The 21,975-nt window shown below is 64.8% G+C and carries 21 protein-coding genes; 6 read left to right on the top strand and 15 right to left on the bottom strand.

Annotated features, from left to right (window positions below; translation table 11 throughout):
- Window positions 1-2: 2 nt before the first annotated feature.
- From J4E58_RS08350 to J4E58_RS08325, 6 genes are read left to right on the top strand one after another with little or no spacing between them, the layout of a single operon-like run.
- Window positions 3-1,445, top strand: coding sequence for a mannose-1-phosphate guanylyltransferase/mannose-6-phosphate isomerase (locus J4E58_RS08350; RefSeq protein WP_087087373.1), 1,443 nt, complete (start codon window positions 3-5; stop codon window positions 1,443-1,445).
- The gene (locus tag J4E58_RS08345) at window positions 1,445-2,242 is read left to right on the top strand and encodes an ABC transporter permease (RefSeq protein ID WP_007924587.1); all 798 of its coding nucleotides are present in this window, start codon (window positions 1,445-1,447) and stop codon (window positions 2,240-2,242) included. Before J4E58_RS08350 ends, J4E58_RS08345 begins: the two co-directional genes overlap by 1 nt.
- Entirely contained in the window at window positions 2,242-3,507 is a 1,266-nt protein-coding gene (locus tag J4E58_RS08340; protein ID WP_007924581.1) for an ABC transporter ATP-binding protein, read from the top strand. The genes J4E58_RS08345 and J4E58_RS08340 overlap by 1 nt, the downstream gene beginning before the upstream one ends.
- Window positions 3,504-4,877 carry a glycosyltransferase family 1 protein gene (locus J4E58_RS08335; protein ID WP_087087371.1) on the top strand — a complete coding sequence of 458 codons (1,374 nt, stop codon included), beginning with the start codon at window positions 3,504-3,506 and terminating at the stop codon, window positions 4,875-4,877. Before J4E58_RS08340 ends, J4E58_RS08335 begins: the two co-directional genes overlap by 4 nt.
- The gene (locus J4E58_RS08330) at window positions 4,861-5,991 is read left to right on the top strand and encodes a glycosyltransferase family 1 protein (protein WP_087087369.1); all 1,131 of its coding nucleotides are present in this window, start codon (window positions 4,861-4,863) and stop codon (window positions 5,989-5,991) included. The genes J4E58_RS08335 and J4E58_RS08330 overlap by 17 nt, the downstream gene beginning before the upstream one ends.
- Window positions 5,992-7,122, top strand: a complete 1,131-nt coding sequence (locus tag J4E58_RS08325; protein WP_087087367.1) for a glycosyltransferase family 4 protein — start codon at window positions 5,992-5,994, stop codon at window positions 7,120-7,122.
- Window positions 7,123-7,247: 125 nt separating this feature from the next.
- Here J4E58_RS08325 and J4E58_RS08320 read toward each other — a convergent pair whose 3' ends face one another.
- From J4E58_RS08320 to J4E58_RS08250, 15 genes are all read right to left on the bottom strand, one after another.
- Window positions 7,248-8,132, bottom strand: coding sequence for a pyridoxamine 5'-phosphate oxidase family protein (locus J4E58_RS08320; RefSeq protein WP_087087365.1), 885 nt, complete (start codon window positions 8,130-8,132; stop codon window positions 7,248-7,250).
- Between the two features lie 65 nt (window positions 8,133-8,197).
- Window positions 8,198-8,821, bottom strand: a complete 624-nt coding sequence (locus J4E58_RS08315) for a glutathione S-transferase family protein (protein ID WP_087087363.1) — start codon at window positions 8,819-8,821, stop codon at window positions 8,198-8,200.
- Between the two features lie 130 nt (window positions 8,822-8,951).
- Window positions 8,952-9,854, bottom strand: a complete 903-nt coding sequence (locus tag J4E58_RS08310) for a LysR family transcriptional regulator (protein WP_087087361.1) — start codon at window positions 9,852-9,854, stop codon at window positions 8,952-8,954.
- Window positions 9,855-9,912: 58 nt separating this feature from the next.
- On the bottom strand, window positions 9,913-10,569 hold the full coding sequence (locus J4E58_RS08305; protein WP_087087359.1) for an HAD family phosphatase: 657 nt from the start codon (window positions 10,567-10,569) through the stop codon (window positions 9,913-9,915).
- Entirely contained in the window at window positions 10,566-11,768 is a 1,203-nt protein-coding gene (locus J4E58_RS08300) for a sugar MFS transporter (RefSeq protein ID WP_087087357.1), read from the bottom strand. Before J4E58_RS08300 ends, J4E58_RS08305 begins: the two co-directional genes overlap by 4 nt.
- Window positions 11,761-12,666, bottom strand: a complete 906-nt coding sequence (locus tag J4E58_RS08295) for an ABC transporter substrate-binding protein (RefSeq protein ID WP_087087355.1) — start codon at window positions 12,664-12,666, stop codon at window positions 11,761-11,763. The genes J4E58_RS08300 and J4E58_RS08295 overlap by 8 nt, the downstream gene beginning before the upstream one ends.
- Entirely contained in the window at window positions 12,659-13,270 is a 612-nt protein-coding gene (gene nudK / locus J4E58_RS08290) for a GDP-mannose pyrophosphatase NudK (protein ID WP_087087353.1), read from the bottom strand. Before nudK ends, J4E58_RS08295 begins: the two co-directional genes overlap by 8 nt.
- Before the next feature lie 4 nt (window positions 13,271-13,274).
- Window positions 13,275-14,186 carry an S-methyl-5'-thioadenosine phosphorylase gene (gene mtnP / locus J4E58_RS08285; RefSeq protein ID WP_087087351.1) on the bottom strand — a complete coding sequence of 304 codons (912 nt, stop codon included), beginning with the start codon at window positions 14,184-14,186 and terminating at the stop codon, window positions 13,275-13,277.
- Window positions 14,183-15,295, bottom strand: coding sequence for a fatty acid desaturase (locus tag J4E58_RS08280; RefSeq protein WP_087087349.1), 1,113 nt, complete (start codon window positions 15,293-15,295; stop codon window positions 14,183-14,185). The genes mtnP and J4E58_RS08280 overlap by 4 nt, the downstream gene beginning before the upstream one ends.
- Window positions 15,296-15,297: 2 nt before the next feature.
- A complete protein-coding gene (locus tag J4E58_RS08275) occupies window positions 15,298-15,996 on the bottom strand; it encodes an HAD family hydrolase (RefSeq protein WP_053263196.1) in 699 nt (232 codons plus the stop codon).
- Window positions 15,993-17,363: an NAD(P)/FAD-dependent oxidoreductase gene (locus J4E58_RS08270; protein ID WP_087087347.1), complete on the bottom strand. Its 1,371-nt coding sequence runs from the start codon at window positions 17,361-17,363 to the stop codon at window positions 15,993-15,995. Before J4E58_RS08270 ends, J4E58_RS08275 begins: the two co-directional genes overlap by 4 nt.
- Window positions 17,344-18,450, bottom strand: coding sequence for a DegT/DnrJ/EryC1/StrS aminotransferase family protein (locus J4E58_RS08265; protein WP_087087345.1), 1,107 nt, complete (start codon window positions 18,448-18,450; stop codon window positions 17,344-17,346). The genes J4E58_RS08270 and J4E58_RS08265 overlap by 20 nt, the downstream gene beginning before the upstream one ends.
- Window positions 18,447-18,959, bottom strand: a complete 513-nt coding sequence (locus J4E58_RS08260) for an NUDIX hydrolase (protein WP_225970752.1) — start codon at window positions 18,957-18,959, stop codon at window positions 18,447-18,449. Before J4E58_RS08260 ends, J4E58_RS08265 begins: the two co-directional genes overlap by 4 nt.
- The gene (locus tag J4E58_RS08255) at window positions 18,959-20,068 is read right to left on the bottom strand and encodes a DegT/DnrJ/EryC1/StrS aminotransferase family protein (RefSeq protein WP_087087343.1); all 1,110 of its coding nucleotides are present in this window, start codon (window positions 20,066-20,068) and stop codon (window positions 18,959-18,961) included. Before J4E58_RS08255 ends, J4E58_RS08260 begins: the two co-directional genes overlap by 1 nt.
- Complete coding sequence (locus J4E58_RS08250) at window positions 20,058-21,137, bottom strand: Gfo/Idh/MocA family protein (RefSeq protein ID WP_087087341.1); 1,080 nt, start codon at window positions 21,135-21,137, stop codon at window positions 20,058-20,060. The genes J4E58_RS08255 and J4E58_RS08250 overlap by 11 nt, the downstream gene beginning before the upstream one ends.
- Window positions 21,138-21,975 lie beyond the last annotated feature (838 nt).

Raw genomic sequence — 21,975 nt, 5'->3', positions numbered from 1 at the left:
GCATGCTGATTCCAGTGATTCTTTCCGGTGGTGCCGGGACCCGGTTGTGGCCGGTTTCGCGCGAAGGTCATCCCAAGCCATTCATGCTCCTGCCCGACGGCCAGAGCCTGCTGGGCAAGACCTACCGCCGCGCCGCCGGGTTGCTGGCCGGTAGCGGCGATATCGTCACGGTGACCAACCGCGACCACTTCTTTCAAAGCAAGGATCACTTCCTGGCCGCCAGGCTGGATCGGCATCACGGGCATTTCATCCTCGAACCCTCGGGCCGCAACACCGCTCCGGCCATCGCCGCCGCGGCCCTGGCCCTGCAGGCTCGGCACGGCGACCAAGTGACCATGGTGGTGATGCCGGCCGACCACCTGATCCGCAACGAAGAAGCCTTCAAAAGCGCGGTCGTCCACGCCGCGCAACTGGCTGAAACCGGGCACCTGGTCACCTTCGGCGTCACGCCGAACGCCCCGGAAACCGGCTTCGGTTATATCGAGTCAGGCGACGCCCTCGACGATAACGGTGCCGCCAGGGTGCTGCGCTTCGTGGAAAAACCCGACCTGAAGACTGCCCTGGGCTACCTGGAAAGCGGCCGGTTCCTGTGGAACTCGGGCCTGTTCTGCTTCACCGTCGCCACGCTGCTGGAGCAGCTGCGACAGCACGCCCCCGAGCTGCTGGAACAGGGCCGCGCCTGCCTGGCCGCGAGCACGCCGGTGGAGACCGGCAACATCATCCAGCATGAATTGTCCGCGGAGCATTTCGCCAGGATGCCGGACATCTCCATCGACTATGCGCTGATGGAAGTCTCGGACCAGGTCGCGGTCGTGCCCGCCCGGTTCGACTGGAGCGACATCGGCTCCTGGGGCGCGATCAGCGCCCTGGTCGACGCCGATGCCCAAGACAACCGCGCCACTGGCGAAGCCCTGTTCATCGACAGCCACGGCAACTTCGTGCAAAGCGAAGGCCGGATGATCGCCACGGTGGGCGTCGACAACCTGATCGTGGTCGAGACCGCCGACGCCATTCTGGTGGCCCACGCCGACCGCGCCCAGGACGTGCGCCAGGTGGCCAGGCAGCTCAAGGATCGCAACCACGAATCCTATCGCCTGCACCGCACGGTCAGTCGCCCCTGGGGCAGCTACACCGTGCTGGAGGAAGGCCCGGGCTTCAAGATCAAGCGCATTGTGGTCAAGCCGGGCGCGGCGCTGTCGCTGCAGATGCACCACCATCGCAACGAACACTGGGTGGTGGTCAAGGGCACGGCCATGGTCACCAACAACGGCGACGGCTCGCATCTGGTCAACAGCAACGAATCCACCTTCATCGCCGCCGGGCACAAGCACCGCTTGGCGAACCCGGGGGTGATCGACCTGGTCATCATCGAAGTGCAGAGCGGCGAATACCTGGGCGAGGACGACATCGTCCGTTTCGAAGACCAATACGGCAGGACAGCCTGATGCTGCTCAATCTGTACCGCTCGCTGCGCAGCTATCGGGGCTTCATCCTCGGCAGCGTGCAGCGCGAGTTCCAGGCGCGTTATCGCAACTCGCTGTTCGGCGCCTTGTGGACCGTGCTCAACCCGCTGTCGATGATCGTCGTCTACACGGTGATCTTTTCCCAGGTGATGCGCGCTCGCCTGCCGGGGGTCGAGGACGGCCTGGCCTACAGCGTCTACCTCTGTGCCGGGCTGCTGACCTGGGGCCTGTTTTCCGAGCTGACCCTGCGTAGCCAGAGCATGTTCCTGGAGAACGCCAACCTGCTGAAGAAGATCAGCTTCCCGCGCATCTGCCTGCCGGTGATCGTGCTGCTCAACGCCGGCATCAACTTCGCGATCATCCTCGGCCTGTTCCTCGGCTTCCTGCTGATCACCGGGCGCCTGCCGGGCCTGGCGCTGCTGGCGCTGATCCCGCTGCTGCTGTTGCAAGTGCTGTTCTGCACCGGCCTGGGGATGATCCTCGGGGTGCTGAACGTATTCTTCCGCGATGTAGCGCAGTTCTTCGGCATCTTCCTGCAGTTCTGGTTCTGGCTGACCCCCATCGTCTACCCCATCAGCATCCTGCCCGAGTCGATCCAGCGCCTGCTGGCGCTCAACCCGCTGACCGCGCTGATGCACAGCTACCAGAACCTGTTCCTGTACGACCAGTGGCCGCAATGGAGTTCGCTGACCCCGATGCTGGTGATCAGCCTGCTGTTCTGTGGCATGGGGCTGCGGCTTTTCCGCCAGCGCGTCGGTGAAATGGTGGATGAGCTCTGATGGGACATATACGCGTCACCGGCCTGGGCAAGGCCTATAAGCAGTACCCGAACCGCTGGAGCCGGCTGTTCGAATGGATGATTCCGTTTTCCAGGCCGCGCCATCACCTGCACTGGGTGCTGCAAGGCGTCGATTTCGAGATCGAGCCGGGCCAGGCCGTGGGCATAGTCGGGGTCAACGGCGCCGGCAAAAGCACCTTGCTGAAAATGATCACCGGCACCACCCAGCCGACCTGCGGCGAGATCCACCTGCGGGGTCGGGTAGCGGCGTTGCTGGAGCTGGGCATGGGTTTCCACCCGGACTTCACCGGGCGCCAGAACGCAGTCATGGCCGGCCAGCTGCTGGGCATGCAGGTCGAGGAAATCCAGGCCCTGATGGCGGAAATCGAAGCCTTCGCCGAGATCGGCGAGGCCATCGATCATCCGGTACGCACCTATTCGAGCGGCATGCAGATGCGCCTGGCGTTCAGCGTGGCCACGGCCCGGCGCCCGGACATCCTGATCGTCGACGAAGCGTTGTCGGTGGGCGACGCCTACTTCCAGCACAAGAGTTTCGAGCGCATCCGCAGCTTCCGCCGCGCCGGCACCACCCTGCTGATCGTGTCCCACGACCGCTCGGCGATCCAGTCGATCTGCGACACCGCGATCCTGCTCGAACAGGGCCGTGTGGCCATGCACGGCAAGCCGGAAGAGGTGATGGACTACTACAACGCCATGCTCGCCGAACGCGAAGGCCAGACGGTGCGCCAGGAAATGCTCGCCAACGGCCAGGTACGGACCATTTCCGGCACCGGCGAAGCCGCGATCCTCAGCGTGCACCTGCGCGACGAACGCGAGCGTTCGATCGAGATGGCCGAAGTCGGCCAGCCGGTGGTGCTGGAAGTACAGGTCGAGGTGCGCCAGGACATCGAACGGCTGGTGCTGGGCTTCATGATCAAGGACCGTCTCGGCCAGCCCATGTATGGCATCAACACCCATCGCCTGGACCAGGCCCTGACCGACTTGAGCGCCGGCGAAAAGGTCACCTTCCGCTTCGCCTTCACCATGGGCCTGGGCAAGGGCAACTACTCGGTGGCCCTGAGCCTGTCGCGGCTGGATTCGCATCTGGATCGCAACTTCGAATGGCGCGACTACGGCCTGGTCTTCCACGTCATCAATAACCGCCAGGAAGACTTTGTCGGCTGCTCCTGGTTGCAGGCGCGGACCAGCATTGTTCGCTCACCGTCGAAGTCCACTCAGTCAATGCCTCAGCGAGCGGCGCCATGACCCGACTGTTGATTGAATGCACCTATGTGTTCGAACACCCCGAGACCAACTCGGGTATCCAGCGCGTGGTGCGCAACGTTATCCGTGAACTGCCCGCGGCCGATGCCTCGGTGGAATGCATTCCGGTGGTCATGCTCAAGGACAAGCTCTACCGGGTATTGAGCCTCAAGCCATTGAAACCCGAGCGCTGGAACCTGATGGGGCTGCGGGTGCGCCTGGAACAGATGGCCAACGTCTTCTGGCTGCGTCACCGCACCCTGGAGCGACGCAAACCTTTCGATTCCTACCTTGCGCGCCGCTTGCTCTATGTGGCGTGCCGCCTGACCGCTCTGGTCTGCTTCAGCATTCCGTTGCGGCTGTGCAACCGGTTCCTCGACACCCGGGAAATCCCCCAGCGCTGTGTACCGCTGCAACATCAACCGGGCGATCAACTGGTGCTGCTGGACTCGTCCTGGCACGCCGATTTCTTTCCCCTGGCCGAACAGCTCAAGCGCGATGGCGTAGGTATCGTCTCGGTCGTCTATGACCTGATCCCCCTGACCCACCCGCAGTTCTGCGACGCCGGGCTGGTCCGGGTGTTCAACCACTGGTTCGACTGGATAGCGCGCACCGCCGACGGCTACATCGCCATTTCCGCGACCATACGCGACCAGGTTCGCGAAGAGATGCTCCGCCGGGTCGGGCACCAGCAGGTGGCACAGCGCTGGTTCGACTATTTCCACCTGGGCTCGGAACTGGATCAGTGCAGCAAAAACGCTCGGATCAACCCGGATCTGGCCCAGCTGTTCAAGGGCCAGGCAGCGGTATTCCTGATGGTCAGCACCATCGAACCACGTAAAAACCATGGTTTCCTGCTCGACGCCTTCGAGCGTGTCTGGGCCAGTGGGTCCCAGGCCCGCCTGTGTATCGCCGGGCGCATCGGCTGGAAGTGCGAGGCGCTGATCGAACGGATTCGCCGGCACCCGGAGTTGAACCGGCGCCTGTTCATGTTCAATTCACTGGACGACAACAGCCTGGAGTACGCCTATTCCAAGGCGACGGCGCTGGTGTTCCCCTCCTATGTCGAAGGGTTCGGCCTGCCCCTGGTGGAAGCCATGCAGCGCGGCCTGCCCGCCATGGGCAGCGACATCCCGGTATTTCGCGAAATCGGCGGCGAGTTCATGGCCTATTTCGACCTGAACGATCCGCAGAGCCTGGCCAAGCTGGTTATCCAGCAGGAAACCAGCGGTGTGTTTCCCGCCGCCCGCCCTGTCGATGACTGGCGCTGGCTGGGTTGGCGAGAAGCCAGTACCCAGCTGGTTGAACGCATTGTGTTCCACAGGAACCACGCCCCCACGGTCATGGAGACGCACGATGCGGATAGCCCTTAACGCGCGCATTCTCCAGTCGCCGCGCACCGGTATCGGCCATTACGTAGCGGAACTGGCCTCGGCCCTGGTCACCGAGCAGGGACTGGAGCTCTCGCTGTTCCATGGTTGGGGCTGGAGCCCCGAACTGCCGGCGGCCGCCATGCCAGGTTATTCCCGACTGGCGCCTTGGCTGCGACAGATCCCCGGGGCCTACCAGGCCAGGCGCTGGCTGGAACAGCGACGTTTCGACCAGGGACAGCATGAGGCGATCGACCTTTACCACGAACCCAGCTTGTGGCCGCTGGAGTTCGAAGGCCCGACCGTGATGACCCTGCATGACCTGACTCACCTGCATTACCCCTCGACTCAGCCGCCGGCACGCTTGAAGGAAATCGAGCGGCGCCTTGGTGCGGGTGTGGAACAGGCGCGGCTGATCCTGACAGACTCGCAGTTCATCGCCGATGAAGCCCAGGATTATTTCAGCCTGCCGCGCGATCGTTTTGTCGTGGCGCCCCTGGGCGTCGCCCCGCGCTTCCATCCTCGTGAGCATACCGAGCTAGAACACAGTCTCGCGGCCCATGGCCTGCAGCCTCAAGGCTACTTCCTGTGCGTCGGCACGCTGGAGCCACGCAAGAACCTGTCCCAGGCCCTGCAAGCCCACGAACTGCTGCCGCCAGCGCTGCGCCAGCGTTATCCGTTGCTGATCGTCGGCATGGCGGGTTGGGAGCAAGGGCAGTTCAGCGACACCCTGCAAAAGGCCTTGGCCAGCGGCCATGTACGACTGTTGGGCTACCTGCTGGACGAACAGGTGGCACAGCTGGTAGCCGGAGCCAGGGCGCTGATCTTTCCATCGCTGTACGAAGGCTTCGGTCTTCCGGTCCTGGAAGCCATGGCCAGTGGCACACCGGTGGTCGTGACGCGGCGTTCGGCGATGCCGGAAGTCGCGGGGGTAGCGGGCAATTATGTCGAGCCTGGCGATGTGCACGGCTTGAGCAACACTATGCTTCGCTTGATTGACGATGAGCCCCATTGGCAGGCATGCCGCGAAGCGGGTTTGCAAAAAGCCGGGCTGTTTTCCTGGAGGCACTGCGCACAGATCACCGCACGTACCTACCGTCAGGCTATAGGAGGCTGAATGCGTGTCCTACATTTCTTCAAAACCTATTTGCCTGACTCGGTCGGCGGTATCGAACAGGTCATCTTCCAGCTATGCGAAAGCGGCGCCCAACAGGGTATCGAAGGCCAGGTCCTGACCCTGAGCGCCGACCCGCAACCCGCGGTACTGAAGCTCGGTCAGCATGAGGTGCACCGGGCCAAGCTCGACATACAGTTCGCCTCCACCGGCTTTTCCTACAGCGTGTTCAAGCAGTTTCGCGAAATGGCCGCCGAAGCCGACGTGGTCAACTATCACTTCCCCTGGCCGTTCATGGACCTGGTGCATTTCATGAGTGGCATGAACAAGCCCTGCGTGGCCACCTATCACTCCGACATCATCCGCCAGCGCCACCTGCTCAAGCTGTACCGGCCATTGATGAACCGCTTCCTGCACAGCGTCGACCGGATCGTCGCCGCGTCGCCGAACTACCTGCACACCAGCGATGTGCTGCAACAGTTCCCGGACAAGACCCGGGTCATCCCCTACGGCCTGAACAAGGCTGGTTATCCACAGCCCGACGCCGAACGCATGGCCCAGTGGCGCCAGCGCCTGGGCGAGCGTTTTTTCCTGTTCGTCGGGGTGATGCGTTACTACAAGGGCCTGCACATCCTGCTCGATGCCCTCAAGGACGTGGACTACCCGGTGGTGATCGTCGGCGCCGGCCCGCTGGAGGCCGAACTGCATGCCCAGGCCGCGGCGCTGGGCCTGCGCAACCTGCATTTCCTCGGCCGCCTGGGGGATGAAGACAAGGTGGCCCTGCTGCAACTGAGCTATGCCATCGTCTTCCCCTCGCACCTGCGCTCCGAGGCGTTCGGCATCTCGCTACTCGAAGGCGCGATGTACGGCAAACCGATGATTTCCAGCGAGATCGGCACCGGCACCAGCTACATCAATATCCATGGCGAAACCGGCCTGGTGGTGCCGCCCAGCGATCCCCTGGCCTTCCGCGCCGCCATGCGCCAGCTCTGGGACAACCCGGAACAGGCCGCGCAGATGGGCCTCAAGGCCGAGGCCCGTTACCGGCAACTGTTCACCGCCGACCAGATGGGCCAAAGGTGGAGCGAGCTGTATCAGGAGTTGCTGGAGGAAAAAGCCCTGTCCTACGCCTGACCCAGCTCGCTCCTACATTTTCCTGAACGCCGCAACACCTGTAGGAGCGAAGCTTGCTCGCGATGCAAACACCGTGGTGGGTCAGCCACGGCCCTATCGCGGGCAAGCCTCGCTCCTGCGATTTTTTACGTCGGACGCCAGCGCAAGGCCAGCGCCGCGGGCCGGCGCACCAGTTGCTCGACCTCGAAGCGCCACAGGCGCTCGGCGCCTGGGAAGGTGGCGATCTGCGGGTCGTCGAGCACGACTTCAGTGCGGCCGCTGAGCTGCAGCAGGTCGCCGCGGCTGAAGTCGATGAACAGCAGGCCGGCGCGGGGGTTGAGCAGCAGGTTGCCCAGGGTGTTGAAGTGCAGGTTACCGGCGAAATCCGGAATGCTCAGGCGGTTGCCCTCGACCCGCACGAAACCGGCCGGGCCGCCGCGGTGGGACACATCGACCCAGAGCCGTCCCTCGAGCTCCACGTAACTGGCGACGAAAAACGTATCGGCGCCCCGGATCATCGCCCTCGCCGCTTCATCCAGCGCGTTCAGGCGCTGCACCGGCCGGTGCGCGGCCAGCGGCACCGACTCGAACTGTCGCAACTGGATGTAGCGCGGGCAGTTGCCGAAGGACTGCTCGACGCCCAGGGCAAAACCGCTGTCGTCCAGCTCGACGATCCGCCCGTTGAGGCGGTTGCGCCGCCGGGTGTGCAGCTCGATGCCCAGCAGGCCGATGGCCGCGCCCGGCGTCAGCCGGGCGGGATCTTCGGCGGCGGGCAGGCTGTCGAGCCTTAGCCGCCCGGGGGTTGGCGAGTGGGCGAAACCGATGGCCCCTTCGAGCACGCTGGCCCAGGGGTTGCCCTGGTTATCCACAGCCCCGAGCAGCATGAACGGCAGCTGTTGATAAAACTGCCGGTGCTGGTCGGGCATCTCGCTGCGGATCACCTTGCGCCCGACGACGTCCATGCGCTCGGCAACGCCTGCCTGGGCTTGCAGGCGGGTTTCGCCTGCATGCCAGGGGGATTCGATGTTCATGATGGGGCTCCCCTGCGTCGATGACGCAGCAGTCAGCGGGCCCGGAGGGTGCCGGGCCGCCAGATTCAGGCGCTTTGCAGGCCCACCGCGGTGCGCGGCATGCCGACGAAGCCAGGCAAGGCTTCGATGCGCGCCAGCCAGGCGCGGACCTGTGGATAATCCGCCAGCGACACATTGCCCTCGGGGGCGTGGGCGATGTAGCTGTAGCCGGCGATATCGGCGATGGTCGGTTCGCTGCCCGCCAGGTAGGGGCTGGCCGTCAGTTCCTGCTCGACCACCTTGAGCAACGCATGAGAGCGGGTAATGGCCTCCTCGGCGTTGCGCTGGGCGCCGAATACGGTGATCAGCCGCGCCACCGCCGGGCCGAACGCAATCGGCCCCGCCGCCGCCGACAACCAGCGCTGGACTCGTGCCGCGCCCAGCGGATCCTCAGGCAGCCAGCGACCCTGGCCATATTTGCGCGCCAGGTACACCAGGATCGCGTTGGAGTCGGCCAGTATCACGCCCTGGTCGTCGATCACCGGCACCTGGCCAAAGGGGTTCAGCGCCAGGAAGTCCGCCTGCTTGTGCTCGCCTTTCGCCAGATCGACGAAGACCAGCTCGAAAGGCAGCCCCAGCAGCGACAACATCAGTTCGACACGATGGGCATGACCGGAACGGGGGAAGCTGTAGAGCTTGATGGCGTGCATGGCAGACTCCGCTGGGCAGGGGTGCGGCTCACAAGAGCGGCACTGACGGACGCCATCTTCCCTCTCGGGTCAAAACAACAGAATCACCAGAAAACACAATCCATCATTTCAGCCAGCGTAATAATCCGCGCTACGGTTGCAACGCCGGGTGTCCGCGCAGCGCCTGCACCGCGAAATCGACGAAACTGCGCACCCGCGCCGGGGCCTTGCGCCCGCCCTGATACACCACATGGATCGGCAGCGGCGCCAGTTCGAACTCCGCCAGGATAATCTCCAGCTCGCCGGCCGCCACCTTGCCCGCGACCTGGTACGACAGCACCCGGGTCAGGCCCAGCCCCAGGCACGCGGCACTGATCGCCGCCTGGTTGGCGGTGACCACCAGCCGCGGCTCCGGACGAATATTCAAGGGTGTTCCGTTATCGTCGAACAGCCAGCTTCTGGACTGGCCGATGGACGACGGCGCAATCACCGGCGCCTGGCGCAGTTCCTGGGGATGCCGTGGTCGGCCATGCCGCGTCAGAAATGCCGGGGAAGCACAAATGACCCGCCGCACTTCGCCGACGCGCATCGCGTGCTGGCCGCTGTCGGGTAACTCGCCGATGCGCACCGCGACGTCCATGCCCTCCTCGACCATGCTCACCACCCGGTCGACCAGCAGGGCATTGATGCTGACCTCGGGAAAGCGTTCCAGGTAATCCACCATCAGCGGGGTCACGAACAGCTCGCCGAACAGCACCGGAGCGGTGATCGTCAGTTGTCCGCGCGGGAGGGCATGGATGCCGGCGGCCGAGGCCTCGGCGTCCTGCAACTCAGCGAGGATGCGCCGGCTGTCTTCCAGGTAACGCTGGCCGGCTTCCGTCAGCAGCACATTGCGCGTGGTGCGGGTCAGCAGCTGGGTGCCGATACGCTGCTCCAGCGCCGCCACCGCGCGGGTCACGCTGGGCGCGGACAGCCCCAGGCGCCGAGCCGCGGCCGCGAAGCCCTGCTCCTGGGCGACGCTGATGAACACCTGCATTTCCTGGAATCGGTCCATGGCAGTCCTCGCAGTACGGCGCCCTGCCCCGGCACCGTCCCGCATGGACCGCCCGGGCTCAGGCAGGGACCTGGAGTCGCTGCCACAAGGCCTCATCGTTGAAGTCCCGGATGATACTCCGCGCACCCGCCTCGCGAAGCTGAGTTTCCTCCAGGCCCGAGAGCATGCCAAAGGTGTGGATGCCCGCCGCTGCCGCGGAACGCACGCCGGCCAGCGAGTCCTCGAAGGCCAGCGCTTGATCGGCGCTCGTGTCCAGCAAGCGCAAGGCCGTCAGGTAAGGCAGCGGGTCGGGCTTGCCGCGCGCCAGCTCACCGCCGATCACCAGCGCATCGAAGCGCTCGGCAATCCCCAGGCCCTGGAGCATGGCTTCGGCGTTTTCCCTAGGCGCGTTGGTCACCACCGCCATGGGGATACCGGCCGCCTGGGCATAATCCAGGGTACGCAATACGCCAGGCACCGGCGTGGTCTCGCGCAGCTGGGCGCGGAACATGGCCTCCTTCTGCGCCGCCAGCTCCGGGTACTGCGCCGCAGGGGCATGGGGAAACAGGCCGGAGAAAATCATGTCGTCGGGAAAGCCCATCACGTGGGCCTTGTAGTAATCCAGGCTCATGGATTTCCCCCAGCGCGACAGCAACTGGTTGTAGGCGTTGAGGTGCAGGTCATCGGTGTCGATGAGGGTGCCATCGAGATCGAACAACAGGGCAGAAAGCTTCAAGGGCGTGCTCCGGAAAAATGCAGACCGCGGGCGATCGGCAGCATGAGAAAGGGATAGACGATCAACAGGCTGAAAGCCGCTTCGACACCGATCCGCAAGGACAGCAAGCCCAGCAGGAAAGGCGCCAGCAGCAGCGCCACGCCCACCGCCTGCGAGGCCTGGGCGCTGATGGCCGAGCTGGCCTGGGGCGCGATGCGCATCGCCGAACCGAGGATCAGCGGGAAGAAATTGCCCAGGCAGGCGCCCAGGACAAAGATGAACAAGGCCGTCGGCAGCCGGGTCTGGCTGAAGTACAGCAGCACCAGGGTGGCGATGGCCCCGAGCATCACGCCGACCAGCAGCGGCAACGGGCTGATGCGGATCAACGCATAACGGCTGGCCAGGCGCCCGCACACCGTACCGGCAAAATACAGGCTCATCAGCGTGGCCGCGGCCGAGGCGCTGACCTGGACATGCACGGCCAGGTATTCCGCGCCCCAGAAACCGACGCCCCATTCCGCGGAAATACCCAGCAGCACCAAGGCCCACAGGCTCAGTTGCACCCGCCGGGTCATGAGGGTCTGCCCGCTCTCGCGGGCTTGATCGGTGGCGGCGAGTATTGCCGGGGCGTTCCAGGCGCTCCGCGAGAGCAAGGTCACCAGCAGCGCGACGGCGGCGATGCTGCTTGGCACCAGGCGCCAGGACAGGCCCAGGCCGGTCATGCCACCCACCAGCAGGGCGCCGCCGAGCACGCACAACCCCGCGACGATGTGCGCCTCCACCAGCCTCGGCGCGGCCTGTTCGCGATAACGCTCGCCCAGGGCCGCCTGCCCTACCGCCAGTACAAATCCGCCCGACAGGCCCATCGCCCCGGCGGCGAGCAAGCTCAGCGACCAGTGTCCGGCAAGGGCGAACAGGCTGCTGGCAATAACCACCGAGAGGCAGGCAATGGTGCTCATGCTCGTCGAGCGCAGCCGTCGTTCCAGCCAGCGATAGGGCCAGCCGACCAGCGCCAGGCCGGCGGCATAGGCGGCGAAATGCAGGCCGGCCCAACCGAGGTCGAGGGCCAGGGTGTCGCGCAGGAACGGCATGATCGGCCCGAGCAACCCTTGCTGGGCGCCGAACAGCCCGAACAGCAGGTAAAGAAACCACGGGCGCGCCTCGCGGACCTGCTCCTGGCGGCTGAGCGCTTGACTGGAATCTCGCGCGGCTTCAGCCATGAGCCGTCTCCCGGCTGAACAGCGCCTGCCAATGCCGACAGCGCGCCGCCTTGTCGCGACTGGCCTGCAAGGCCGGCAGCGGTTGCAGTGCGCCGACCGGGTGAGCCTGGCCCGGCACGACCTTGCCATAGCGCTGGCTGATCTGCGCCGCGGCCGGGGTGAGCATCCATTGCAGCGCCTGCTGCGCATAGGCGGCGTTGGGCGAACCGGCCCGGCAGGCGAACACCTCGTCCTCATAACAGCGCGCATCTTCGGGCACGCACCAGCGCAGCTGCGGATGCTGTTCGGCGGCGCGGGTGGCCGCGGTCGACACCGTCACCCCCAGCCAGGCCTGCCCCTGCACGACGGCCTCGATCGGCGCCGTGGAGGAGCCGCTGATCGCAGGGCCGTGCCCGGCCACCTGGGCCAGCAGCGCCCAGGCGGGTTCGCCGTAATGTTCGAGCAACGCGCTGAGGTGCAGGTAACCGGCACCGGAGCGCGCGGGATCGGGCAAGGCGATGCGCCCGGCCCATTCGGGGCCTGTCAGGTCCTGCCAGCTAGTCGGCACCGCCAGGCCCTCGCGGGCCAGGACCTTGGGGTCATAACAGAAGGCCGGGACAAAACCCGATGCCGCGAACCAGCGGCGATCCGTGGCCACCGCGGCGTCCGGCAGGCCGGCGAATTCGATGTCGGTCAGCGGCATCAGTTGCCAGGCCAGGGCCGGGTCGAGCAAGGCGGTGGCCGCCGTGCCCAGCAACAGGTCCCAGGCCCCGGCGCTGCCACTGTGCAGGCGCTCGATCAGCTCCGAGGTGGAACAACGGGTCAGGCGCACCGGCATGCCGATGTGCTGGCTGATGCCGGCGATGAATTCGGCCAGCTCGGCGTTTTCCATCGAGCTGATGGCGTTGAGTTCAGTCATCGGCGGCGACCTCCAGCAGCCGATGCAGCTTGGCGTACTGCAGCAGCATGATGGTCTTGCCGTCGCAGATCTCGCCGCTGTCGATCATTGCCAGGGCCCGGTCGATCGGCAGCTCCAGTACTTCGATCTCTTCGCCCTCGTGTTCCAGGCCGCCGCCCTCGCCCTGCTTGTCTTCATCGAAATATTCGCCGACGAAAAAGTGCAGGCGCTCGGTGACCGACCCCGGGCTCATGAAGGCTTCGAACACCTTGCGCACCTCACGGATGCGATAGCCGGTTTCCTCCTCCGTCTCCTTGTGGATGCAGGTCCGTGCATCGTCCTTGTCCAGCAGTCCGGCGCAGGTTTCGATCAGCATGCCGTCGTGTTCGTTGACGAAGGCCGGGAAGCGAAACTGCCGGGTCAGCACCACCGTCTGCTTGGCCCTGCTGTACAGCAAGATGGTGGCGCCATTGCCGCGGTCGTAGGTTTCCCGGTCCAGGGTGCGCCAGACCCCGTCGCGGCCCTGGAAGTCGTAGGTGGTCTTGCGCAGCACGTACCAATTGTCCGAAAGCACTTCGACCTGATGGATCCGCACCCGGTCCTTGGTGGAGATGGCCTGGTTCATCGCTTTATTCCTTGCTCGCAGAGAGATGAGTGGCATGGGGCGCAACGCTCAACAGACGCTCGACCATGCGCGGGTCCCGGTGCTCGGGCGCGGTCATCACCGCGGTGTCCAGGGCGTGGTCGCAACCGCAGGGGCAGGCACCGGCATGCCGACCCAGGCGGGTCACGGCTTCGGTCACCAGGCGCCGGGTCAGGTTGAAGGTGTCCGCCATGCGTTGCGCCACCAGGGTGGCGTTCACCGGCTCGTGGGATTCGTGCCAGCAGTCGAAATCGGTCGGAATGGCAATCATCGCGTAGCAAAGCTCGGCCTCGCGGGCCAGCTTGGCTTCGGGCATCGCAGTCATACCGATCACCGTGCCGCCCCACTGGCGGTACAGGTGGGACTCGGCGCGGGTGGAGAACTGCGGGCCTTCCATGACCACGTAGGTGCCGCCGTTGCGCGCCTGGATATCAGTGGCCTCGGCACTCTCGGCGAGCACGCCACGCATACGCGCGCAGACCGGCTCGCCAAAGGGCACATGGCCGACCAGCCCGGGGCCGAAAAAGGTTTTTTCCCGCTGGATGGTGCGGTCGATGTACTGGTCGATCAGCACAAAGCTGCCGGGAGGCGCGTCGTGGGTCAGGCTGCCCACCGCGCTGACCGACAGCAATTGCGTGCAACCGACACTGCGCAGCGCGGCGATGTTGGCCCGGGCATTGATCGAGGCCGGCGGAATCACATGCCCCACGCCATGCCGTTGGACAAAGGCCACGGGCACGCCATTGAGCGTGCCCAGGGTGAGCGGCGACGACGGCGTGCCGAAGGCGGTCGTGCATTCCACTTGCTGAATGTCCTGCAGGCCAGGCAGCTGTTGCAGGCCGCTGCCGCCGATGATGCCGATACGTTGAACGTGCTGGGTTGGAGTGGAATGGGTCACAGGCTACCTCTCGACTTCAGGGGGGACGGTTCGTGTTCGGTGCACACCAGGCGCTCATAGAGTTCGGACAGGGCCGTGGGCGCATTGCCGCGAGGCAACAGCAGCCCTTCGCTGGCGTTGCTGCTGTAGCGCGGTTCGTGGATCTTCAGGTGCCGGTCGATCGCCGGCAGGTAGTTCCAGCGCACGCCGGGGTACAGGGAATGCGCCAGGTGATAGGCGTCGGACGTCGGGGCGATGAATACCCGCACCAGCCAGCCGGAAACCCCGAAGTAATCGGTGGGCCGGCCCGCCAGGTATTCCAGCTCGCGGCGATTGCGCGCGGTGCCCTCGATGAACCAGCGGTGCTCGGTCAGCAGCGAGATCCAGGCAAAGACCGGATAGGACGTCAGCAACGGCAGCAACCAGCCGAACAACACGCCTTTCCAGCCACCGAAGGCGTACAGCAACGCCGCCACCGCCGCCACGCTCAGGCAGCGCACCAGGGTGGTCAGGCGTGAGTGGTTGAGCAGGCTGCTGCGCGCCAGGGTGGTGAGATTGACCCAGGCCCCGCGGGGGGTCAGCGGGTATAGCAACAGCGCATAGAAACCGCTGGGCGACAGGCCCGCCACATAGCCGCCGGCATGCACCCGGGCGCGGTTGGGGTCGAGTTGCGGATGGTTGGGGTGGCGATGGTGTTCCAGGGTGTGGGTCTGGTGCCGGCTGCGCATGTCGCGCTTGAACATCGGGAACTGGTAGAACACGTTGCTCAGCCACCACTGCCAGGCATGGTGGCGACACAGGGCAAAGTGCACCGCGTTGTGCCCGAACTCCTGCAACGCGCGCATGCGCCCGCCGCTCCATAGCAGCACGGCCAGCCAGGCCAGCGGCGACGAGTAGATCGACGCCGCCTGCACTGCGGCGACTATATCCAGCCACGTCCAGACAAAGGGCAACGGCGCGAACCAGGTATCCAGCGGGCGGTAGTACTGCTCCCGTCGCCCCTCCAGGCGCGGTATCAGCTTGAGCAGGCGCAGCACCCGCTGCGCATCGCGGTAATAGAACGCCACCAGCGCGCGCAACAGCAGCGAAGCAGCGATCAGGCCCAACAGGACAATGTGCTCGGTGTCCATGATCAGGCTCCCTCGTGAACGACGGCGCGCCGCTCGTCACTGGCGTAATGGCCCAGCAGTTCGCCCAACCCACCGAAGACCGGGGCGTCGGCCTGTCGCAGGCGGTTGAGGTCCTGATGGCCGGTGCTGACCAGCAGCGGCTGCCAGCCGACGGCCCGCGCCACGTCGTAGTCGTGCAGGGTGTCGCCGATGAACAGGGTGCGCCCGGCCGGTGTGCCGAGCTTCTCCTGCAGCATCAGGGCCTCGGCGGTCTTGCTGGTGGCCTGGTTGTGGCTCAGCCCCACGACATGCTCGAAATGCCCGAGCAGGCCCTTGGCTTCCAGGGTCTTGCGCAGCACGTCGCAATGCGAGGCGGACACGATGGAGACGCCGATACCGGCATTGCGCGCTGCCTCCAGCACCTCGAATACCCCAGCGTGCAGCGGGCACTGCGCGACATGCGTATCGAAATGCTCCAGGTAGTGCTCGACGATTCGCGCAAAGGGCGTGCGCTGCAGGTCGAACCCCAGGGAGGCGTAGAAATCGGCAATCGGAAAGTCGAACAGCGCACGGTAGCGCACGGCATCGATGGGCGGCACCGCATAGCGCTCGCCACAGCGATTGACCGCGCTGACCGCCAGGGCGATGTCGTCGATCAGGGTGCCGTTCCAGTCGAAGACCAGGTGTTCGATCCCCGAGAAGTGCAGTCGATCATCGATCATGGTCGGGTTTTCTCCGCAAGAAGGGCGTTGAGGGCGATACGCGAGGCGATCGCCGGTGTGTAGAGCTTGCTGGGCTCCATCACCAGGTTGGTCACGCCAATCTGGGTTTCCAGGGCCCGCCGATTGTTCGCCGAGACCTGGCCCAGGCCGGCGCCGTACCAATGATGGAAACGCGTGCGCCAACTACGCTGGCCAACGGTTTCGGGAAAGCGGAAGTCTTCGGTGGTGGCCATGCTCCAGGCGCCATCGACCACTTCGCACAGGCGGCCCTGCAATTGGCGAAAGCCCTGGCCGCCCTGCAATACCTGGTCGATGTGGCAGTCGATGCAATCGGCCTCCAGCGCGCCGATGGTCATGCCCTGGCTGTACAGCGGGTTCATGCTGCTCAAGGCATCGCCGACCACCAGCAGCCCGGCCGGCCAGTGCTCGACCCGATCGAAGTGCGTGCGGCGACTGCCGGGCATCTTGAAGGTGTAGACCGGCGACAGCGGCTCGGCGTCGCGGATCACCTCATGGATGTCCGGCACCGGCAGCGCCGCCAGCGCCTGCAGGAACTCCTGCGGGTCGTTGCCGGGAAAGTGGCCAAACCAGCCACCAGTGGTGACCATCCAGCGGTCGCCTTCGATCGGGCTGATCACCCCCATGGAACGCTGCAACGGCGCCTTGGGCAGCACCAGCAGGACCTGCCACTGCTCGGCATAGGCCGGAAGGCGCCGGTAGATGCGCGACGCATAACCCAGCTCGGTCTTGACCACGCTGGTCTCGACCTCGCCGAAGCCGGCCTCTTTCAGCCACGTCGGCAAGCGCGTGCCACGCCCGCTGGCGTCGACCAGCAGGTCGCAGCGCAGCGTCCGCTCGCCGTGGCCATCGTCGACGGTCACCGCCTCGACCCGCCGGGAAGGATCGACCCCGGTGAACTCGATCTGCGTGACCCGGGTGCTGGACAGCACCTCGACGTTCAGCACGCCGAGCAGGGCCCGGCGCAGCTGGTTGTCGATCAGGCGCCGGCTGCAGTAATGGGCATAAATGCCACTGCGGTAGCGGTTTTTCCAACGCCCGCCCTGGTACCACTTCACGTCGTGACCCAGGTCGGCCACCTGCGCGCCGCCCTGCTCCAGGGCGCTCAAGGTGCCGGGGAAGATGCCTTCGATGATCTGCTTGCCACGCAGCAGCAACAGGTGGACGTGATGCTCCTGGGGCAGGCTCTGGCGCGGGCCGGTCTCGTCGAAGAAATCGCTCTTCTCGATCACCGTGACCCGCTGGAAACGCCGGGCCAGGACCGCGGCCGTCAGGCAGCCCGTCACGCTGCCGCCGATGACCACGGCATGTCGACCGCCCGTGGCGGTATCAGGCTGGGGAGTAGTCATTGAGCACCTTTGCAATGTAGGCCAGGTCGTCGCCCGCCAGGCCCGGATGCAGCGGCACCGTGGTCAGCGAACGCAGCAACCGGGCGGCGTTGGGGCAATCGCGGCGGTACTGCGCCAGCAGCGGCAGCTGGTACAGCGGCTGGTTGTCGTACTTGCCAATGTCCGAAGGGATGCCGTGACGCTGCTGGTAGTGCACCAGTTCACGCCCGTCGTGCCACACCGCCTGCAACAGCAAGGCATAGGCGTTGGCCTCTCCACCGGGGGTCAGCGGCAGTTCGCGGATCGCCGGGTTGTCCAGTTGCTCCAGCAACTGCCGGCGGTTGGCCTGGCGCTGGTGCAAGCGGCTTTCCAGCTGCCGCGAACGCGCCAGCCCGAGGGCGGCCTGCAGGCCGCCGAGCTTGAGGTTGATGCCCAGGGTTTCGCCGGTGAGGTTGCCGAACCGGGTGTAGGCACGGATACGGCTGGCGCGCTCGTCGTCATCGGTCATGACAAAACCGCCCTCACCGGTGGACATGAACTTGCAGTCGTGGGTGCTGAAGCAGCTGATGTCGCCATGCTGCGCCAGCCAGCTGCCGTTCAGGCGCGTCAGGTGCGCATGGGCCAGGTCCTGGATCAGCGGGATGCCGGCCTGGCGCGTGGTGGCCCAGGTGGTATGCGAGGCAACCGGGTACCCCCACATCGGCACCTCGATCACCGCGCAGGTGCGCGGGCCGATGCAGCGTTGCAGGTCATCCGGGTCGAGCCCGAAGTTGTCCGGCGCCACATCGCAGAACACCGGGACCAGGCCCAGGGACAGGATCGGCAGGACGGTGCAGATCGGGCACGTGGGCGCGACTATCACTTCGTCCCCCGGCTGGAACCGCACGCCGGCCAGTGCCGCGGTGACCGAAGCGGCCCCCGACGACACGGCGATCACATGACGCACGCCGTACAACACGGCGAGCGCGGTCTCGTAGTCCTCGACGATCTGCGAGGTGCCGGTCAGCCCTGTCGCCAGGGCGCGTTGCAGCTCGGGGATATCGTCGGGGGTATCGTGGCCGCACTTGTCCGCGATGACCCGGGCCTGTTGAGCAAGGGCCTGGTTCATGGCGCCACCTTCCGGCCGACCATGTCCCATACCTCGGCATCGGCGAACACCCGGTCCACCATGCGCCGGAAGTTGGGGAACATCTTCAGCTCGGCGGTTTCCTGCCGGCTGAAGAAGCGCGCGTTTTCCACCTCGCGCTCCGGCGGGCAAGCCCGCAGGTCGGTGGCGGTGAGGTAGATCAGGTCCAGGTGGTAATGCGGCCCGCGCTTGTCATCGATGTATTCACAGAGGATCCGGTAAGGCTGGTGCAACACAGTGACATCGGTCTCGGCATCGGCCAGTTCCAGGTCACGCTCGCCCAGCAGGGCGGCGTGAATCCCGGTTTCTTCGTAGATCTCGCGCAGCACCGCCACATCAGGGGTTTCCCCCTGCTCGATATGGCCGCCCGGATACAGCCAGACCCCCAGCTTGCGGTGGTGCAGCAGGAGCATCTTGCGGTCGGGGTTCAACACGAACGCCGAGGCCGTGAAATGCCGGTCCAGGGTCGAACGATCAGGAACGTCCGTCATCATGCGGCCCCGTACTGGTTGATCCGTTCGGCCATGTAGTCCAGTTCAGCGCGGGTAATGTCCGGATGGACCGGGATGGTGGTCATGCTGGCCAGCAGCGCCTCGGCGTTGGGGCAGTCGTTGCGATACTGGGCCAGCGCCGGGAACTCGTAGAGTGCCTTGCAGCCGTAGCGCTTGATGTCCGACGGGATGCCCGCCTCGTCCAGGTAATCGATGAAGGCCCGGTTGTCGGCGAAATGCAGCTCCAGGTTGAGGAAGTAGTAGTTGGTCCGTCCGCCCTCGATGATGACCTTTTCCCGCACCTTGCTGTGGTCGAGCTGCTGCAGGAAGTAGGTGGCATTGGCGCGGCGCTGCTCGATCTGCGCGGCCAGCGAGTCCAGGCGGTTGGCGCCCAGGGCGGCAGGCAGCGCGGCCAGCTTGTAGTTGAGGCCGAAGTCCTTGCCGTTGAGGTTGCCGAAGCGGCTGTAGTCGCGGCAACGCTGGGCCAGTTGGTCGTCGTCGGTGAGGATGAATCCGCCCTCGCCGGTGGCCAGCGGCTTGCGTTCGTGGGTGCTGAAGCACGACAGGTCGCCGTAGGCCGACAGCGGCCGGCCATTGAGGGTGCTGCCATGGGAATGCGCCAAGTCGAGGATCAGCTTGATCCCCAGCTCGCGGGTCAGGCCTTGCAGCTCATCGACTTCGGTGGGGTAGCCCCACATCGGAATATCGATGATCGCCCGGGTCCGCGGGGTGATGCGGGCCTTGATCGATTCCGGGTCGGCGCCGAAACCGTGACGGCGGGTGTCGACAAAGATCGGGTTGGCGCCCGCGGCGATGATCGGATAGATGGTGCACAGCGGGCAGCTCGGCGTCAGCAGGACGTCGTCGCCGGGACCGACGCCGGCGGCGTAGATCGCCACGCTCAGGGCCGCGCCACCCGAGGAGACCGCGATCGCATGCCGCGCCTCGAACCAGGCTGCCAGCTTGACCTCGTATTCGCCCACCACATCGCTGGTGCCGGACAGCGGCCGCTCCAGGGTGTTCTGCAAGGTCAACAGATCGTCGGCGTACACCGGACGGTATTTGTCGGAAACGGAGATACGGGCGGCGCTGGAGAGATTAGAGGACATTGGTCTGGGCTCCGAGAAAAGCTGGGGACTTGGCGGCATGGGTGGAGTGGAGGGCAAGCACGGGGGCGACATCGGCGCGGGCGCTGTCGGCATGACAGATCTGCTCGATCACCCGGAAGGTCGGCAGCAGGCTCTCGAAGCTGGCCTCGTAAGGCGTACGGTTGCGCACCGCGTCGAAGAACTTCTCCAGTTCGCCGAAATAACCGCTGCGCTCATAACCCGAATCCAGCGGCCCTGGCTGCCACGCGCCGCGCCAGCGCTTGGCGGTGCCGGTTGCCCCGGTGCCATGCACCGGTTCGTGCAGGGTGATGTTCCACAGGTTGTTGAGCTCGACCATCATCGAATTGGAGCTGACGATCTTCATGTCGAATTCGAAGTACGGGAACATCGTCCCGCTCAGCAGGCTGACCGTCGCGCCGGAGCTGAAACCGAGCTCCAGGCTCACCAGCAGCGAGTCCTCGTGGCGCTGGACCCGGGATTCGATATCGCGCAATTCGCCGCCGCCGAAGGTCACGCCAAGGTCGATGGTGTGGATCGCCTGGGCCAGCAGGAACGAACGCAGCGTGGAATCCAGCCCCCACAGCGGCGCGGTGGGTTTGCTCGCATAGTGGTTGAGCTGGATGTGCACGACCTTGCCGAACTGCTCGGTGCGCGTCATATCGCGCAGCTGGCGCATGGGCTTGGCATATTTGAAGTTCATGCCCACGCCGGTGACGACCTGGGCCTGGCGTGCCGCGCCGATCAGGTATTCGAGCTCGGCGAGGGTGAAGCACGGCGGCTTCTCGACGAAGACATGCACGCCCTTGGCCATTGCCTTGATCGCCAGGTCGCGGTGCGCCTGGGGCGGGCACGCCATGACCACCGCATCCAGCGCAGCGGTATCGAGCATATCGTCGAAGTCGTCGGTGATCGCAACCTCGGAAATGAAACGGTGGATTTGTCCGGCGCGGGTCAGGTCGCTGTCGCACACCGCGACGATGCGAATATCCGGCATTTGCAGAAGCGTGGGCAGCAGGTTTTCTTGCATCTGCGCGCCGAGGCCGACGATGCCAACTCTGAGTACAGTCATAACCATCTCCATCCTGGAAAAGTGGGTACTGCGTCATAAAAAGGTTGGACGAACGACTACACGGGATCCGCCTCGAGTCACCTGCGGGGTGAGCCGATCCGGTCCGACATTCGCTTCAATCGAGGCAGGATTGCCTCAGAACAACGGATCACCTTTACAGAGTCCGTTCGGGCTGTTGCCCAGGGTCACCCGGGTGGAACACTCGGATGTTTCTCGCCACACGCCGACACCCGGCTGATGCCGAGGAGTCATAGAAGCGCGATGGACAGAAGGGATAGCGCCGCGAAGGCAATAGGAAGGAGGGGAACCAGGTCGAATCGAACGCCGGTGGCAATGAGCAACCTGGCCGAAAATCTGGATCGAAGAATTGTGGCTTCGTTTAAAAACGGAACAACGACCGAAATGCCGATACGCATGCATGGCTGAATCATCCTTGAAGCGCTGTTTCTATCCCTTGTTATGCAGGGGCTCCGGTTCCGTGAGCCCTTGCTTTGCACACACCTCATCAATGTGTGGCTTGGAGGTATAGATCAGGCTTTTTAGGAGCGCAAATCAGTTGCTATATCGTTTCATCATATTGTTTTGAATAATCCGGACATAAGGCAACGGGCCATATAGGCCCGTTGTCAAAGCGCCGACCGGGCCGAAAAATTGATCCTACGAAATAAAGTCTGTCGGTTCGAGCCCAGTAATTACAGGAGCTAGCCGTCGGGCTGATTAAGAAATAAAGTCTGTCGCAACACCAATTTTATGAGACTTTGCCGCTCCATCTACTAAATAAAGTCTGTCGGAATATTGCAACCTATTGATTATAAATAAGTTTTACATCTAAAAAAGC

Origin of the sequence: Pseudomonas sp. FW305-25 (genome assembly GCF_017351415.1) — a bacterium.
Lineage (GTDB): Bacteria > Pseudomonadota > Gammaproteobacteria > Pseudomonadales > Pseudomonadaceae > Aquipseudomonas > Aquipseudomonas chlororaphis.
This window is presented reverse-complemented; position numbering and strand designations above follow the sequence as displayed.

What these genes read in the sequence shown, in the direction of transcription:
- J4E58_RS08330 (WP_087087369.1), top strand. Translation starts at nt 4,861, where the DNA reads ATGCGGATAGCCCTTAACGCGCGCATTCTCCAGTCGCCGCGCACCGGT.
- J4E58_RS08255 (WP_087087343.1), bottom strand. Translation starts at nt 20,068, where the DNA reads ATGTCCTCTAATCTCTCCAGCGCCGCCCGTATCTCCGTTTCCGACAAA.
- J4E58_RS08300 (WP_087087357.1), bottom strand. Translation starts at nt 11,768, where the DNA reads ATGGCTGAAGCCGCGCGAGATTCCAGTCAAGCGCTCAGCCGCCAGGAG.
- J4E58_RS08270 (WP_087087347.1), bottom strand. Translation starts at nt 17,363, where the DNA reads ATGACTACTCCCCAGCCTGATACCGCCACGGGCGGTCGACATGCCGTG.
- J4E58_RS08335 (WP_087087371.1), top strand. Translation starts at nt 3,504, where the DNA reads ATGACCCGACTGTTGATTGAATGCACCTATGTGTTCGAACACCCCGAG.
- J4E58_RS08315 (WP_087087363.1), bottom strand. Translation starts at nt 8,821, where the DNA reads ATGCACGCCATCAAGCTCTACAGCTTCCCCCGTTCCGGTCATGCCCAT.
- J4E58_RS08265 (WP_087087345.1), bottom strand. Translation starts at nt 18,450, where the DNA reads ATGAACCAGGCCCTTGCTCAACAGGCCCGGGTCATCGCGGACAAGTGC.
- nudK (WP_087087353.1), bottom strand. Translation starts at nt 13,270, where the DNA reads ATGAACCAGGCCATCTCCACCAAGGACCGGGTGCGGATCCATCAGGTC.
- J4E58_RS08340 (WP_007924581.1), top strand. Translation starts at nt 2,242, where the DNA reads ATGGGACATATACGCGTCACCGGCCTGGGCAAGGCCTATAAGCAGTAC.
- J4E58_RS08310 (WP_087087361.1), bottom strand. Translation starts at nt 9,854, where the DNA reads ATGGACCGATTCCAGGAAATGCAGGTGTTCATCAGCGTCGCCCAGGAG.
- J4E58_RS08350 (WP_087087373.1), top strand. Translation starts at nt 3, where the DNA reads ATGCTGATTCCAGTGATTCTTTCCGGTGGTGCCGGGACCCGGTTGTGG.
- J4E58_RS08320 (WP_087087365.1), bottom strand. Translation starts at nt 8,132, where the DNA reads ATGAACATCGAATCCCCCTGGCATGCAGGCGAAACCCGCCTGCAAGCC.
- J4E58_RS08295 (WP_087087355.1), bottom strand. Translation starts at nt 12,666, where the DNA reads ATGACTGAACTCAACGCCATCAGCTCGATGGAAAACGCCGAGCTGGCC.
- J4E58_RS08250 (WP_087087341.1), bottom strand. Translation starts at nt 21,137, where the DNA reads ATGACTGTACTCAGAGTTGGCATCGTCGGCCTCGGCGCGCAGATGCAA.
- J4E58_RS08260 (WP_225970752.1), bottom strand. Translation starts at nt 18,959, where the DNA reads ATGACGGACGTTCCTGATCGTTCGACCCTGGACCGGCATTTCACGGCC.
- J4E58_RS08345 (WP_007924587.1), top strand. Translation starts at nt 1,445, where the DNA reads ATGCTGCTCAATCTGTACCGCTCGCTGCGCAGCTATCGGGGCTTCATC.
- J4E58_RS08280 (WP_087087349.1), bottom strand. Translation starts at nt 15,295, where the DNA reads ATGGACACCGAGCACATTGTCCTGTTGGGCCTGATCGCTGCTTCGCTG.
- J4E58_RS08325 (WP_087087367.1), top strand. Translation starts at nt 5,992, where the DNA reads ATGCGTGTCCTACATTTCTTCAAAACCTATTTGCCTGACTCGGTCGGC.
- J4E58_RS08275 (WP_053263196.1), bottom strand. Translation starts at nt 15,996, where the DNA reads ATGATCGATGATCGACTGCACTTCTCGGGGATCGAACACCTGGTCTTC.